The sequence below is a fragment of the Kitasatospora sp. CMC57 genome (assembly GCF_045866025.2).
Lineage (GTDB): Bacteria > Actinomycetota > Actinomycetes > Streptomycetales > Streptomycetaceae > Kitasatospora.
This window is the reverse complement of record NZ_AP035881.2, coordinates 6,270,009-6,284,321: the sequence shown is the minus strand read 5'-3', so window position 1 is coordinate 6,284,321 and position 14,313 is coordinate 6,270,009. Positions and strand designations below refer to the sequence as shown.

The following is a 14,313-nucleotide window of genomic DNA, read 5'->3' as shown; positions in this document are numbered from 1 at the left end:
GCCACGTGGGCCGACTGTGATGGTCCTCACCGTTATCCCGTACCGAGCGGGGCGGGCGCGGCGAAGTCACCGGATGTTCACCAGGGAGTGCGCCACTGCTGGGACTTGTTGCCGGGCGTGCAGGTGACCATGGTGGCCTTGCTGCCCGACCCGTGGTCGGTCAGGCAGTTGGTGCTGCTGTAGTCCTTCAGGTAGAAGCTGCCGGAGCCGGTGTTCACCACCGTCCACTTGGTCATGAAGCTGAAGCCGGGGTTGAGTTCGGCCACGTTGCTGTCCGGGTTCTGCACCAGCGCGGGCTTGCCGAGGTTGCAGGGGTAGATGGTGTACCAGCCGCCCGGGTCGGCGGACGACCGGACCCAGCCGTACTCGGTCCGCCCGTTCACCACGGCGGCCGTGCCTGCGGCCAGGCCACCGGCCAGGCCGAGCTTCATGCCGCTCCCCACGCTGGTGATGTCGCCCGCGCCGTTGCACTCCGCTGGTCTGGCGGGCCCGGCCGGCGGCGGGGTGACGGGGGCCGCGGTGGTCCGCGTCGGCGCCGGGACGCTGCCGCCGCCCCCGCCGCCCGGTGTGCCGCCGCCGTTCGCGGCCGCACCGCCGGCCACCGCTCCACCGTTGTTGCTCGTACCGCTGCCGGAGCCGGCGCCCGTGCCGCCCGCGTTACCGGTGCCGGTGTTCGGCGCGGTGGCTCCGCCCGGCTGGTTCACGGTGCCCTGACCGGCGTTCGGGTCGGCCGGCGGCGCACTGGCCGGGGCGGGCGGAGTGGTGACCGCCGACGTCGGCGGGGATGCCGAACTCGCCTGTGCGGAACCGGAGTCCGTGCCGCCGATCACCGGGGCGGACGGGCTCGATCCGGCACCCTTGGCCTGGCTGCGCAGCGCGCCCTGGTCGATCAGGACGGCGGTACCCGCACCGGCCGTGATGACGATCGGAATGATCAGCGGAATCAGGATCCGGGAGCGCTTGCGCCCGGTCTCGACCTGGGTACGGGGTTCGTCCTTCACCGTGGCCACCACCGTCACGGGCGTGGCCAGCAGTGCCGGTGGCAGACCGGCGGCCGTGGCGGGTAGGGTCGCCGGTCCGCGCGTCCCGGCGATCGCGGCCCGGGCCGCGGCAGCCATTGTCGCGGCGTCGGGGTAGCGGTGCTCCGGCTGCTTGGCGAGCGCCGTGGCGACGAACTGACGGACCGCCGGGGAGAACGAGGGCGGCAGCCCCGGCGCGGGTTCCCGGACGTGCTTGATCACGATTTCGAAGACCGACTCGCCACCGAACGGCACCTGACCGGTGAGCAGCTCGTAGCAGACCACGCCGATCGAGTACAGGTCGGAGAGCGGGGTGGTGGCCGCGCCCTCGGCCTGCTCGGGCGCCATGTAGAGCGCGGTGCCGAGGACCGCGTGCGAGGCGGTGATCTTCGTGCTGGCGGCGGCCCTGGCGATGCCGAAGTCGGTCACCGCCACCCGGTCGTCCGCGCGGATCATCAGGTTGGACGGCTTGATGTCCCGGTGCACGATGTCCTGCTGGTGGGCGGCGTGCAGAGCGTCCAGCGCCTGCGCGAGCAGACCGAGCGCGCGCTCGGCCGGCAACGGACCGTCCTCCTCCAGCACCACGTGCAGCGGACGCCCGTCGATCAACTCCATGACGATGTAGGCGCCTTGGTCATCGGGACCGTCCGTACGCTCGCCGTAGTCGTGCACGTCCACGATGCCGGGGTGGCTGAGCGCGGCCAGCAACCGGGCCTCGCGCCGGAACCGCTCAGCGAACTGCTCGTCCTCCATCAGCGCGGTGTGCAGTACCTTGACCGCGACCTGACGCTCCAACACCTGGTCGTCGGCGCGCCAGACGTCGCCCATCCCGCCGCCACCGATCCGCTCGGTCAGCGCGTATCGACCACCGAGAACGGTCCCCCGACCCCACATACCGCGACTCCCCTTGTCATGCCCGGCCCCAACTGGCCACCGGCCGGGCACAGTCTGCCAGAGCCCTCCGTGAGGTCCAGCCCTCGGGCCCGGCCGTTACATCCCTGGTGCAAGCTCCGTACGTACCAGGCCAGCTCAGGGGACGTACCACTCCTGCGACTTGTTGCCGGGTTTGCACTCCTCCAGAGTGATCCGGCGGCCCGCACCGTTGTCGGTGAGACAGCCCATTCCGATGGAGTTCCCGAGGTGGACGGCTCCGGCCGTGCCGGCCGGCTCCACGTACAGACCCGGCACCGTCCCCATCTCACTGGACAGTTGGACCGTGTAGGTGCCGAGCGCCAGCCCCATCGCCGGCTTCGACTGGCTGCAGGGATGGAACTCGCTCAGGTTTCCCGACCGCACCCGCACCCACCCGTAGCCGGAGTACCCCCCTGTCACCACGGCAGTGCCCTCCTCGATGGCACTGCTCGGCAGTCCTAGCCTGCGGCCACTGCCGACCGAGGTGATGTGGCCCCAGCCGGCGCCGCCGCAGCCCGCCGGGACGGTGTCGACCGACGACGGTGGGGTGGTGGCGGGCGCGGGCGGAGTGGTGACGGGCGCTGGCGCTGGCGCGGGTGGCACCGAAGCATGTGTCGCCGCAGGCGGCTTGGGCACCGGTACGGGCACGGTGGTGGTGCCGCCGGGGACGCTGACCTGACCACCCGTCTTCGGCACGGTGCCACCGGGCGCGCTGCCGGTGTTCGGATCGGGTGCGGTCGGCGTACCGACCTCGGGCGCCGGCGTCTGCACCGCCGACGGCGTGGGCGAACTCGGTGACGGTTCAACGGACTTCGGCATCTCGGACCGCGACAGCGACGGACCCGCTCCGGCGGCCTCGGACCGCCCCGGACTGCGGTCGATCAGCAGCGCCGTACCGGCCCCCGTGGTGATGATGACCGGGATGATGAGCGGCACCAGGGCCCGGCGCCAACTGCGCTGCGGTCGGCGCTCGATCACGATGGTCTTGGGCTCCTCGGTGCCGGGCGGCACGACCGGTTCGGTCACCGGCTGGACGACCGGCGCCGCGGCGGTGGCGGGCAGCGTGGCCGGGCCGCCCCGGAGCGCGGCCCGCGCGGCTGCGGCCATCGCGGCGGCGTCCGGGTACCGGTCCTCGGGCCGTTTGGCCATTGCGGTCGCGATGAAGTCCCGTACCACCTGCGGAAAGAGCCCGGGCAACTGCGGCGCCGGCTCGCGGATGTGCTTGAGCACGACCTCCAGGACCGTCTCCCCTGTGAACGGGACCTGCCCGGTGAGCAGCTCGTAGCAGAGCACTCCCGCCGAGTAGAGGTCGGAGAGCGGCGTGGTTGCACCGCCCTCGGCCTGCTCCGGCGCCATGTACAGCGCCGTCCCCAGCACCGCGTGCGAGGCGGTGATCGTCGTACTCGCGGCCGAGCGCGCGATGCCGAAGTCGGTCACCGTCACCTGGTCGCCACTACGCAGCATCAGGTTGGACGGCTTGAGGTCCCGGTGCACGATGTCCCGCTGGTGGGCGGCGTGCAGCGCGTCCAACGTCTGGGCCACCAGCGCCAGGGCTCGCGAGGGCGGCATCGCGCCCTCCGCCGCCAGGACCTCGCTCAGCGGCTGACCGTCGATGAACTCCATCACGATGTAGGCGCGTTGGTCCGCCGAGCCGGGCTCCCCCTCGCCGTAGTCGTACACGTCGACGATGCCGGGGTGGCTGAGCGCGGCCATCAGCCGGGCCTCGCGCCGGAACCGCTCGGCGAACAACTCGTCGTCCAGCAGTGCCGGATGCAGCACCTTCACGGCCACCTGCCGCGCCAGCACGCCGTCGTCGGCCCGCCAGACGTCGCCCATCCCGCCGCCACCGATCCGCTCGGTCAGCGTGTAGCGCCCACCCAGCACGGTCCCCCGACCCCACATGCCCAAGGCCCCCTTGTCATGCCCGACCCCAACGGCTCACGGCGGGACCCAGTCTGCCAGAGCCGTTCGCGAGGTCCAGACCCCTGACCAGGCCGTTACCGGCCTGATGCAAGCCTCGTGCGCATCCGAACAGCTTGGGGGGGCGCACCAGTACGGCAACTTGTTGCCATCTTCGCCCCCTCCCTCCACGGTGACCCGAACGCCCCGGTCGACCCGGATCCGGTGGTGTGCGGCCCCCTCGCCACCGGCAACCCCCGTCCACCAACGCGCGCCATTGGATAGTCGGACCGCGTCACCCCGCCAACAGCCTTCGCAGCACGAGCGCGTCGGGCGCCAGGGCGGTCAGCAGGTTGACCTCCTCCCCCGGCAGGCGCATCAGCACGGCGTCCCGCCCTTCCTCCGGCGCCGCCGGAGCGGACAGTCCGATCGTCAGCAGCTGGCCGACCGCCCGGTGGCCGCCCAGGCAGGCGGGGCCGTCCCAGCCGGGGGCGCCGGGGCCGAGGTCAGTCTGCTGGTCGAGGATCACGCGGCCCGCCTGACGTACGGTCAGCCGGGAGGTCAGCCGCCCCGGACCGGCACCCCTGGTCCAGTCGTGCAGTCGGCCGAGCACCTGTTCCTCGCGGTAGCGCAGCCGGGCACCGGCGGCCAGCTCGATCCGGGTGGTGAGCACCAGGTGGCTGCCGGCCGCGGCGATCACCGGCTCCGGCGACCAGTCCAGCAGAGCACCCTCGCCGACCGTCAACCGCTGCTCCAGCCAGGCGGCTTCGGGCCCCGGCAGACTGATCGTGGCCGCCGCGCTGGTGATCCGCAGCTCCGCGCCGGGGCGCACCTCGGCGTGCACGGCCAGCCGGTCGCCGCCCAGCGGGGCGGCCAGCGACCCGATCAGCACCACGTGCGCGCCGGGCGCCGCGCCCAGGGTGCGGCGCAGTGCGAACGGTCCGCCGCCCGCCAGTTCGGGCAGGGCGGTGCTGCCCCGCCCGTCCGGCTCGGCGGTGACCCGGGCGGCAGCGGCGACGGCAGTGGTCACCGAACCTGCCAGGCGGCCAGCCGCTCCCGGACCCAGGCGACCACGGGCGCGACGCCGTCGGGGGCGGAGAGGGCGGTGAACACGGTCGGCAGGTCGCCGCGCTGGGCCTTGGCGTCCCGGGCCATCACGTCCAGGTCGGCGCCGACCAGCGGGGCCAGGTCGGTCTTGTTGATCACCAGCAGGTCGGAGGTGGACACCCCGGGGCCGCCCTTGCGCGGGATCTTGTCGCCGCCCGAGACGTCGATGACGAAGATCTGGTGGTCCACCAGACCCCGGCTGAAGGTGGCGGTCAGGTTGTCACCGCCGGACTCGACCAGGATCAGGTCGAGCGGGCCCACGGCGGCCTCCAGCTCCTCCACCGCCTCCAGGTTGGCGGAGATGTCGTCCCGGATCGCGGTGTGCGGGCAGCAGCCGGTCTCCACAGCGGTGATCCGCTCGGGCGGCAGGACGGCGTTCCGGAGCAGGAACTCGGCGTCCTCGGTGGTGTAGATGTCGTTGGTGACCACCGCGAGCGAGAGCTCCTCGCGGAGCACCCGGCAGAGTGCGGCGACGGTGGCGGTCTTGCCGGAGCCGACCGGCCCGCCGAGGCCGATCCGCAGTGCGCGCGGGTGGTCGTGCGTGGCGGTGTAGGAGTGCTGAACGGTGTCGTCGTAGGGGTCGACGTGGTCACGATGCAAAGAGTCGTACCTTCCAGGAGCTGTGCTGCTCGGCGTAGACGTCGAGCAGCGGGGCGGAGGCGGCGGGCAGCTCACCGGCGCGGGCGGCCTCCACCGCGCGCGCCGTGACGTCGTCCAACGCCGGTCCGAGCCGTGCCAGTTGGGCGGTGACCTGGTACGGATCCAGGCCGAGCAGCCGTACGCAGGCGGTGGCCGGGCCATTGACGCTCTCGTACGCGGCGACGGCCGCCGCGTCGGTCGGAGTGAGCCCGGCGGCGTGGGCGGTGGCGCCGAGCACCACCGGCTGGTGGGCGCCGCCCGGGTGATGGGCCTTCAGCTCGTCCAGCAGTGGGTGCGGCCAGGTGGCCCGGGCTGCCCGGAGCAGCTGGCGGCCGAGCCGGCGGCTGGCGGCGCGCTGGGCCGGGGACGGGGTACGGGCGTCGGCCGCCTCGTCCACGGCGGCCAGCCCGCCGGGGTCGAGCGCGGCCGCCGCCGCCAGGGCGGCGGTGGTCAGGCCGGTGGTGTGCAGGCGGCCGGTGAGGAAGGCGCCCATCGACAGGTGGTCGTGCACCCGTCCCGACCTGACCGCGGCCTCGGCCCCGCCGGAGTGCGCGTGCCCCCCGGCGGGGAACCGGCCGTCGGCCAGCAGGAGCAGAGCGGCGACCATCAGAACAGGAAGTACCGCTGGGCCAGCGGCAGTTCGGCGGCCGGGGCGGGGGTGACGGTCTCGCCGTCGATGGTGACAGTGAAGGTGTCGGGGTCGACCCGGACGTCCGGCCTGGCGGTGTTGTTCACCAAGTGGTCCTTGGTGACGCCCCGGGTGTTGCCGATCGCGGTGAACGGCTTGGCCAGGCCGAGCCGTTCGGGCAGCCCGTTCTCGATCGCCGCCGGGGCGGTGAAGTTGAGCGAGTTGGCGGCCGGGGCCCGTCCCTGGGCGCCGAACATCGGCCTGGGCAGCACGGGTTGCGGGGTCGGGATGGAGGCATTGGCATCGCCCATCTGGGCCCAGGCGATCTGGCCGCCCTTGATCACCAGGTCGGGCTTGACCCCGAAGAAGGCCGGGGTCCAGAGCACCAGGTCGGCCAGCTTGCCGGGTTCCACCGAGCCGATCTCGTGGTCCATGCCCTGGGCGATCGCGGGGTTGACGGTGTACTTGGCCACGTACCGCCGGGCCCGCTGGTTGTCGGCCCGGCCGTCACCGGGCAGCGCGCCCCGGCGGGCCTTCATCACGTGCGCGGTCTGCCAGGTGCGCATCACCACCTCGCCGATCCGGCCCATCGCCTGCGAGTCGGAGCTGATGATGGAGATCGCGCCGAGGTCGTGCAGGATGTCCTCCGCCGCGATGGTGGCGGGCCGGATCCGGGACTCGGCGAACGCCAGGTCCTCGGGGACGTGCGGGCTCAGGTGGTGGCAGACCATCAGCATGTCGAGGTGCTCGTCCACCGTGTTCACGGTGTGCGGGCGGGTCGGATTGGTGGAGCTGGGAAGCACGTTGAGCGCGGAGACCACCGTGATGATGTCGGGCGCGTGCCCGCCGCCCGCACCCTCGGTGTGGTACGCGTGGATGCCCCGCCCGGCGATCGCGGCCAGTGTGTCGGCGACGAACCCGGCCTCGTTCAAGGTGTCCGTGTGGATGGCGAGTTGGGCGCCGGACTCCTCGCAGACCCGCAGGCAGGCGTCGATCGCGGCGGGGGTGGCACCCCAGTCCTCGTGGATCTTGAAGCCGAGCGCCCCGGCCCTCAACTGGTCGTGCATCGAAGTGGTGTTGACGGTGTTGCCTTTGCCGAGCAGCCCTAGGTTGAGCGGCACGCCGTCCATCGCCTCGAACATCCGGGCCAGGTGCCAGGCACCCGGGGTGATGGTGGTCGCCTTGCTACCCTCGGCAGGTCCGGTGCCACCGCCGACCACCGTAGTGACGCCCGAGGAGAGCGCCTCGTCGGCGAGTTGGGGGCAGATCAGGTGGACGTGGGCGTCGATCGCACCCGCCGTCAGGATCTTCCCGTTGCCCGCGATCACCTCGGTCTCCGGGCCGATCACCAGCTGCGGGTGCACGCCGTCCATGGTCTCCGGGTTGCCCGCCTTGCCGAGCGCGCTGATCCGGCCGTCCCGGATGCCGACGTCGGCCTTGACGATGCCCCAGTGGTCCAGCACCACCACACCGGTGATCACCGTGTCCGGAGCACCCTCGGCCCGGCTGGTCCTGGCCTGGCCCATCGACTCGCGGATCACCTTGCCGCCGCCGAAGACGGCCTCGTCACCGCCCGCGCTGCGGTCCTCCTCGACCTCGATCAGCAGGTTGGTGTCGGCCAGCCTGATCCGGTCCCCGACCGTCGGGCCGTACAGCGCGGCGTACCGCTGCCTGCTCAGCCGCAGTGCGTACTCAGGCATCCAGCCCACCCCCGGTCTCCCCGCGCAGTCCGTACACCTCGCGGCGGCCACCGATCGGTACCAACTCCACCTCGACCGGGATGCCGGGCTCGAAGCGCACGGCCGTCCCGGCCGGGATGTTCAGGCGCAGCCCGTGCGCCGCCGAACGGTCGAACTCCAGGCCGGGGTTGGCCTCGGCGAAGTGGTAGTGCGAGCCGACCTGGACCGGCCGGTCGGCGCCGTTCACGGCGGTCAGCGTGATGACCGGCAGTCCGGCGTTCAGGCCGATCTCGCCGTCCCCGTAGAGGATTTCGCCCGGCGTGAGCTGATCGGCGGTCACCGGATCGGCCCGTGCACGGTGACCAGCTTGGTACCGTCCGGGAAGGTGGCCTCCACCTGGACGTCGGGGATCATCTCGGCGATGCCCTCCATCACGTCCTTGCGGCCGAGCACCTCCCGCCCCGAGACCATCAGCTCGGCGACGGTCCGGCCGTCCCGGGCGCCCTCCAGCACGTGCGAGGTGATCAGTGCGATCGCCTCGGGGTGGTTGAGCAACAGGCCGCGGGCCTGCCGGGAGCGGGCCACGTCGGCGGCGACGTGGATGAGCAGGCGTTCCTGCTCGTGGGGGGTGAGCCTCATGACGCGCACCTCGGGGGGAGTTCGGGTGGTGCGGGCACAACGCTGTGCCACGGGTGGGGTTTTCGGCGCGCGGTAACGCTCCGTCCGGGCCACCGTAGCGGACCGAGCGGGCACGAAGCGGGTGCCGGTCCGCAGCCTTCCGGGCATACTTTGACGGCTGTTTTCCGCGTGGTTTCCGCCAGGTTTCGGATCGTCCTGAAACGGCGAATACCGACCGGCCGCCCCGGGCCGAGGGGAAATGGCCTGTTTCAGCACTGTCCGCCGGAGCTTTCCGCAAGGTTCGGCGGACGGCCACCGCAGGGCGTCCCCCGGCTCCTACCGTACGGACGGCAGATACGCCGTTGACCCGGGAGACGACATGACGGACCTTCACCGCCCCGCGAGCACCGACGCCTCACGCCGCTGGTTCCTGCGCACCAGCGGTGCGCTGGGCCTCGGCGCGGCCACCCTGAGCACCGTCGGCGTCGGCGAGGCGTCGGCGGCCGACCAGGAGTCGGCCGAGCGCCGTCCCGCCGGCACCCGGCCGCCCGTACGCACCGGCACCGGCCTGGACCGGCTGCCGCACCCCCTGGTGATCGGCCACCGGGGCGCCAGCGGCTACCGCCCCGAGCACACCCTCGGCTCGTACCAGCACGCGCTGGACCTCGGCGCCGACGTGGTCGAGCAGGACCTGGTGCCGACCAAGGACGGCCACCTGGTGGTCCGGCACGAGAACGAGATCGGCGGGACCACGGACGTCGCCGACCACGCCGAGTTCGCCGCCCGCAAGACCACCAAGACGATCGACGGCAAGGCGATCACGGGCTGGTTCACCGAGGACTTCACGCTCGCCGAGCTGCGCACCCTGCGCGCCAAGGAGCGGCTGCCGCTCCAGCGCCAGCACAACACGCTGTACGACGGCCGTTGGGCGGTGCCGACCTTCCGCGACGTCGTCGAGTTCGCCCAGCAGCGGGCCCGCGCCGCCGGCCGCGAGGTCTGGCTCTACGTCGAGACCAAGCACCCCAGCTACTTCCGCTCCATCGGCCTCCCGCTGGAGGAGCGCCTCGCCACCGAACTGCGCCGCGCCGGACTGGCCGGGCGCAACGGCCGCGCCATCCTGCAGTCCTTCGAGCCGAGCAGCCTCCAGCGCCTCGCCAGGCTGGTCGACAACCCCAGGATCCAGCTCCTCAGCGACCGCAACACCCAGCCGTACGACTTCGTCCTCGCCGGCGACAAGCGCACCGTCGCCGACCTGGTCACGCCGGACGGCCTGCGCTGGATGGCCGGCTTCGCGCACGGCCTCGGCCCCACCACCAACCTGATCGCCCCGGTCGACCCGGCCACCGGCAAGCTCCTCCCCGCCACCACCCTGGTCGCGGACGCCCACGCGCACGGCCTGGTCCTGCACCCCTACACCCTGCGCAACGAGAACGCCTTCCTCCCCGCCGACTTCCGCCACGGCACCGACCCCAACGCCTACGGCGACTCCCTCGCCTGGGCCCGCTACCTGATGGACCAGGGCGTGGACGGCTTCTTCACCGACCAGGCCGACACCAGCCTCCTGGCCCGCGCCGACTTCTGGTCCGCCCACCACGCCGACTGACACTCGACCCGACCAGGGCCGCCCGCCCGTGGAACGCTTCGAACGCGGCGGGCGGCCCTGGGCCGGGCTCAGAACTGCTGGACGTAGTACGGCTCGACGGTCATCCAGCCGTTGCCACGGGCTCCGTTGAGACGGCCCGAGTTGGTGCGGGCGAGGGTGTACCAGGAGTCCACGTAGTCCGGGTCGTCGGTCCACCACGACTCGGGCAGTGCCGCCAGGACGGCGTTCACCAGCGGGATGTAGGCACCCTGGTCGGCGACGGTGAGCAGGACGGCGGCGACGGCCTGGGCGAGCGCCAGGTAGTTGGTGTCACCGTCGTCCTCCATCAGCACGACGTCCGCCAGGTCGTACTTGTAGTTCGACCAGTTCACCAGGATCTGGTTCGGGTAGTAGACGGTGCCGTCGTACTGCAGGTACGGCATGGCGACGGAGTCGACCCGCACCTTGCCGTCCGTTCCGAATCCGGTCACCAGAGCGAACATCTCGGCGGCGCCCTTGAACCAGGGCTCCTCGTCGTCGTTCACCCGGATCGAAGTGATCTTGGTGCTCCACCAGCCGCCTGCCGCCTGCGCGGTGGCGGACCCGTCCACGGCCGAGGTCGCGGAGCCCAACCCCCGGGCGCGCAACTCCTGCTGGAGCAGGTCGATTCCGGCCGTGAGCGTCTTGGTCGTGTCGAGGTCGAGGAGGTAGACCGGCCGGGTCGGCAGGGTGCCGGTCTCAACAGCGTGGGCCCGACCGGCGGTGTCGTAGGCGCGTACGGTCCGCGCGTGCTCGTCGGCGGCGGCGGTCGCCACCAGGGGCGCGGCACCGGCGTCCAGAGCCGTCCGCATCGAGGGGTCCGCCAGCTGGACCCGCAGCAAGGGGCCGAGGTCCGGGCCGAGGCCCTTGGCGGTGGCGATGCCGACGTCGGCCCGCGCGGTGGCCTCGGCCAGCCCGTGGGCGGCCGGGCCGGAGACGGCGGCGGCCAGCGGGGCGAGCGCGGTCGGGCCTGCGCCGGCGGCGGTCGCGGCGCGCAGGCGCTCGCGTACGGCGGGGTCGGCGAGGGCGGTCGCCAGGGTACGGGCGACGTCGTCCTCGATCACCGACACCCGGGTGGCGGCCGGGGCGCGCCCGGCCGGGGCGGGGAGCGGAGCCGGTTCGGCGAGGGCCTGGCCCGTGCCGAGCGCGAGCAGGGGCAGGGCCGCGAGCGCGACGACGGCGCGCCTCAGGCGGAAGGGGAGCATGCGGGATCTCCAGACTCGTCGGGTGAGGTGTCGGAGCATCGGTGCACGGTGCGGTGGAGCGTGCGGATCGGCGCCGCGCACAGGGCAACGGCGACGCCATGACAAGTGAACGGCCTCCCTGCCGCCGGATCAACCCCTGTCCCGCGAACTGCCGGTACACGACCACCCGACCGTGTGCCGCACCGCCGCACCGCCGCACCGCCGCACCGAGCTGACGGTTGGTCAGACCCGGACCACCATCGATCACGTACCTGACAGTAGGTCTAGTTCAAGCCGAGTTCATCGAATGCTCTCCCGACGTCTTGAAGCCCGTGAACCGGCCAGAGTTGACTACACAACACCTCGTTGCTTGACGAGCCCCCGTCACCCTCAACACGGAGCCTCGATGCCCCACACGTCCGTCCGCCGCGCGGTCGCACTCACCGCGGCCGCCCTGCTCGGCACGCTCGCCGCCGCCCCCGCCGCGCAGGCCGAGCAGGCGCCCGCGACCGTCGCGCCGCTCAAGGTGCTGACCTACAACACCTTCCTGATGAGCACCAGCCTCTACCCCAACTGGGGCCAGGACTACCGGGCCAGGGAGATCGCGTCCTCCGCGTTCTTCCAGGGCAACGACGTGGTGGTGCTCCAGGAGGCGTTCGACAACGCCGCCTCGGACAAGCTGCTCTCGCTGGCGAAGACCGCGTACCCGTACCAGACCCCCGTGGTCGGCCGCTCCACCAGCGGCTGGGACGCGACCGGCGGCAACTACAGCTCCACCACCCCCGAGGACGGCGGAGTGACGCTGCTCAGCAAGTGGCCGATCCTGCACAAGGAGCAGTACGTCTACAAGGACGCGTGCGGCGCCGACTGGTGGTCGAACAAGGGCTTCGTCTACGCCGTCCTGAACGTCAACGGCCAGCGCACCCACGTGCTCGGCACCCACCTGCAGTCCACCGACTCCGGCTGCTCCAGCGGCCAGCCCGCCACCGTCCGGGCCGCGCAGCTCACCGCCATGAAGGACTTCGTCGACAGCAAGGCCATCCCGGCGAGCGAGCCGGTGCTGCTGGCCGGCGACCTCAACATCAACTCGCACGACTCCGAGTACCCGGCCCTGCTCACCAACGGCAACCTGGCCCCTGCCACCTCGCGCACCGGCTGGGTCAACTCGTTTGACACCGTAGACAATTCGATCGCCGCCTACCGCTACCCGGGCGAGCCGAAGGAGGACCTCGACTACGTGCTCTACCGAGCCGACCACGCCCGACCGCAGAGCTACGGCAACGAGGTGCTGCGCTTCCACAGCAAGCCGTGGACGGTGGGCAGTTGGGGCAAGAGCTACACCTACAGCGACCTCTCCGACCACTACCCGGTGATCGCGGGCTGACCTCCCGCCCCGTGATCGGGCCGCCTCCGCCCTCGTCCTCCCGAGGGCAAGGGAGGCGGCCCGATCGTGTCGGCGGTGCCACCCCGGTTGCCTTCGGCATCCAACTCAGCCCTGTCGCCAGGGTGTTACCGGAATCCCTGCTTGGCCGGACCAGCGCCGGGTACACGCAGGGCACCGATCACGCCGACCGCACCGGGCCCGAGAAGGGAAGACCATGGCACCGTTCGGACGCCTCCGCAGACGAACCCGCCCCGACAAGGCCGCCGCACCTGATCCCGACACCCGCCGCGCCCCACGACGCCGCGTCATCCCCTGGTACCTGAGCCTGCCCGTGACACTGGCAGTTCTCCTCGCCCTCTTTCTGACCGGTGCGAAACTCGACCTCTTCCCCGCGGTGCCCAACCCGTTCGAGAAGCGGGACGTCGACCGCAGCCAACCCGTGCTGGTGCAGTCGATCCAGCAGATGAAACGCTTCACAGGCGCCCAGGGCAACTTCCAGGTGATCGTCGACCTCGACCACGAGGCCGCCTTCCTACCGTCCCAACTGCTCGGCAACCGCACGCTGTACGTGGCCGCCGGCACGGTGGACGCCTACGTCGACCTGGCCGGCCTCGGCCCGCAGGCCATCAGCGTCTCCGAGGACCGGCGGTCCGTGACGGTCACCGTCCCGCACGCTCAACTCGCTCCGGCGTCCATCGACTTGAAGCGCTCCTACATCTACCTGCAACAGCGCGGCTTCTTCGACCGGATCGGGGACTTCTTCAGCAGCAGCCCGGGCAACCAGCAACAGGTCGAACAGCTCGCCACCCGGAAGATCGAGCAGGCGGCCGGCGATACCGCGCTGATCGGCCAGGCCGACGACAGCACCCGCACCATGCTGACCGGCCTGCTGCACTCCACCGGTTTCACCACCGTGACGGTCACCATCGCCTGACACCCTCACCCGCCTCTCACCCGCGCCCCCACCAGGATGCCTGATCCGGCATGCAGCGCACAGGGCACCCGCCTACGGTGCGTCAGGAGGGGGCTACCCGACCGAGAGGTGTTTTCCGAAGGCAGGAAAGTTCGAGCTCGGCGGCTGATTTGATCAACAGTCACTACCGAACTCGATCTTTCCATGTTCTTGCAGGTCAAAGGCCATCGCACTGGGCGAGCAAACATCGCCCTTCACTGCCTTTCGCTCGCCTTCTTCACCGCAATGTCCCCACCGTGTCCCCAGCTCAGGCTCAACTGACCGCTTTCGTCGGGCCGTCGGCGGCCCACCTGCTCCTTGTCTCGCTGAGAAGGAGCCACCAGGAAAGTCCCCTCCCGACGCAAAACGGCTTCGTCCCTCATCATGAGGGGCGAAGCCGTCCGCACATTTGTGGGCAAGTCATTGACCAGCATACGGGCTGGACATCCGCAGTAGCGCACGAGGCCGCGCAGCAGATCAACGCTTTGGATACAGCAAGCGCAGAAGGTCCTCAAGGAGTCGGGCGTACAGCGCATCTGGATGGCTCGCGTGCTTGTGAGCGATTCGGATCGTTTGGACTCCGCACCGCACCCAGTGACGGTCTCGGTCCTCGTCGTCTGCGTTTCGGGTTCGACCATAGTGATGCGGGCCATCGACTTCGATGATGACGG

At 71.5% G+C, this 14,313-nt stretch carries 12 protein-coding genes; 3 read left to right on the top strand and 9 right to left on the bottom strand.

Features of this window, described 5'->3' with window-relative positions:
* Positions 1 to 77: 77 nt before the first annotated feature.
* The 8 genes from ACKUU6_RS28220 to ACKUU6_RS28185 all read right to left on the bottom strand — a co-directional run bounded on the left by ACKUU6_RS28220 (position 78) and on the right by ACKUU6_RS28185 (position 8,522).
* On the bottom strand, positions 78 to 1,913 hold the full coding sequence (locus tag ACKUU6_RS28220) for a serine/threonine-protein kinase (protein ID WP_407991387.1): 1,836 nt from the start codon (positions 1,911 to 1,913) through the stop codon (positions 78 to 80).
* A 135-nt stretch (positions 1,914 to 2,048) separates the two neighbouring features.
* Complete coding sequence (locus ACKUU6_RS28215) at positions 2,049 to 3,833, bottom strand: serine/threonine-protein kinase (protein WP_407991386.1); 1,785 nt, start codon at positions 3,831 to 3,833, stop codon at positions 2,049 to 2,051.
* Between the two features lie 292 nt (positions 3,834 to 4,125).
* Positions 4,126 to 4,860 carry an urease accessory protein UreD gene (locus ACKUU6_RS28210; protein ID WP_407991385.1) on the bottom strand — a complete coding sequence of 245 codons (735 nt, stop codon included), beginning with the start codon at positions 4,858 to 4,860 and terminating at the stop codon, positions 4,126 to 4,128.
* Entirely contained in the window at positions 4,857 to 5,537 is a 681-nt protein-coding gene (gene ureG, locus ACKUU6_RS28205; RefSeq protein ID WP_407991384.1) for an urease accessory protein UreG, read from the bottom strand. Before ureG ends, ACKUU6_RS28210 begins: the two co-directional genes overlap by 4 nt.
* A complete protein-coding gene (locus ACKUU6_RS28200) occupies positions 5,527 to 6,186 on the bottom strand; it encodes an urease accessory protein UreF (RefSeq protein ID WP_407992263.1) in 660 nt (219 codons plus the stop codon). Before ACKUU6_RS28200 ends, ureG begins: the two co-directional genes overlap by 11 nt.
* Complete coding sequence (locus tag ACKUU6_RS28195; protein WP_407991383.1) at positions 6,183 to 7,904, bottom strand: urease subunit alpha; 1,722 nt, start codon at positions 7,902 to 7,904, stop codon at positions 6,183 to 6,185. Before ACKUU6_RS28195 ends, ACKUU6_RS28200 begins: the two co-directional genes overlap by 4 nt.
* Positions 7,897 to 8,223: an urease subunit beta gene (locus tag ACKUU6_RS28190; protein WP_407991382.1), complete on the bottom strand. Its 327-nt coding sequence runs from the start codon at positions 8,221 to 8,223 to the stop codon at positions 7,897 to 7,899. Before ACKUU6_RS28190 ends, ACKUU6_RS28195 begins: the two co-directional genes overlap by 8 nt.
* The gene (locus ACKUU6_RS28185) at positions 8,220 to 8,522 is read right to left on the bottom strand and encodes an urease subunit gamma (RefSeq protein ID WP_407991381.1); all 303 of its coding nucleotides are present in this window, start codon (positions 8,520 to 8,522) and stop codon (positions 8,220 to 8,222) included. The genes ACKUU6_RS28190 and ACKUU6_RS28185 overlap by 4 nt, the downstream gene beginning before the upstream one ends.
* A 358-nt stretch (positions 8,523 to 8,880) precedes the next feature.
* Between ACKUU6_RS28185 and ACKUU6_RS28180 the strand changes: the two genes are divergently transcribed.
* Positions 8,881 to 10,104: a glycerophosphodiester phosphodiesterase gene (locus tag ACKUU6_RS28180; protein ID WP_407991380.1), complete on the top strand. Its 1,224-nt coding sequence runs from the start codon at positions 8,881 to 8,883 to the stop codon at positions 10,102 to 10,104.
* Between the two features lie 68 nt (positions 10,105 to 10,172).
* Here ACKUU6_RS28180 and ACKUU6_RS28175 read toward each other — a convergent pair whose 3' ends face one another.
* Positions 10,173 to 11,327: a DUF3103 family protein gene (locus ACKUU6_RS28175; RefSeq protein ID WP_407991379.1), complete on the bottom strand. Its 1,155-nt coding sequence runs from the start codon at positions 11,325 to 11,327 to the stop codon at positions 10,173 to 10,175.
* 385 nt (positions 11,328 to 11,712) lie between these two features.
* Between ACKUU6_RS28175 and sph the strand changes: the two genes are divergently transcribed.
* Both sph and ACKUU6_RS28165 read left to right on the top strand, forming a co-directional pair.
* Positions 11,713 to 12,690 carry a sphingomyelin phosphodiesterase gene (sph, locus tag ACKUU6_RS28170; protein ID WP_407991378.1) on the top strand — a complete coding sequence of 326 codons (978 nt, stop codon included), beginning with the start codon at positions 11,713 to 11,715 and terminating at the stop codon, positions 12,688 to 12,690.
* A 214-nt stretch (positions 12,691 to 12,904) separates the two neighbouring features.
* Positions 12,905 to 13,624 (top strand): DUF4230 domain-containing protein, encoded by a 720-nt coding sequence (locus ACKUU6_RS28165; protein WP_407991377.1) that lies wholly within the window; start codon positions 12,905 to 12,907, stop codon positions 13,622 to 13,624.
* The last annotated feature ends 689 nt before the right edge of the window (positions 13,625 to 14,313 follow it).

Excerpts from the sequence above, each read along its gene's own strand:
- ACKUU6_RS28220 (WP_407991387.1), bottom strand. The coding sequence starts at position 1,913 with ATGTGGGGTCGGGGGACCGTTCTCGGTGGTCGATACGCGCTGACCGAG.
- ACKUU6_RS28215 (WP_407991386.1), bottom strand. The coding sequence starts at position 3,833 with ATGTGGGGTCGGGGGACCGTGCTGGGTGGGCGCTACACGCTGACCGAG.
- ACKUU6_RS28195 (WP_407991383.1), bottom strand. The coding sequence starts at position 7,904 with ATGCCTGAGTACGCACTGCGGCTGAGCAGGCAGCGGTACGCCGCGCTG.
- ACKUU6_RS28185 (WP_407991381.1), bottom strand. The coding sequence starts at position 8,522 with ATGAGGCTCACCCCCCACGAGCAGGAACGCCTGCTCATCCACGTCGCC.
- ACKUU6_RS28180 (WP_407991380.1), top strand. The coding sequence starts at position 8,881 with ATGACGGACCTTCACCGCCCCGCGAGCACCGACGCCTCACGCCGCTGG.
- ACKUU6_RS28175 (WP_407991379.1), bottom strand. The coding sequence starts at position 11,327 with ATGCTCCCCTTCCGCCTGAGGCGCGCCGTCGTCGCGCTCGCGGCCCTG.
- sph (WP_407991378.1), top strand. The coding sequence starts at position 11,713 with ATGCCCCACACGTCCGTCCGCCGCGCGGTCGCACTCACCGCGGCCGCC.
- ACKUU6_RS28165 (WP_407991377.1), top strand. The coding sequence starts at position 12,905 with ATGGCACCGTTCGGACGCCTCCGCAGACGAACCCGCCCCGACAAGGCC.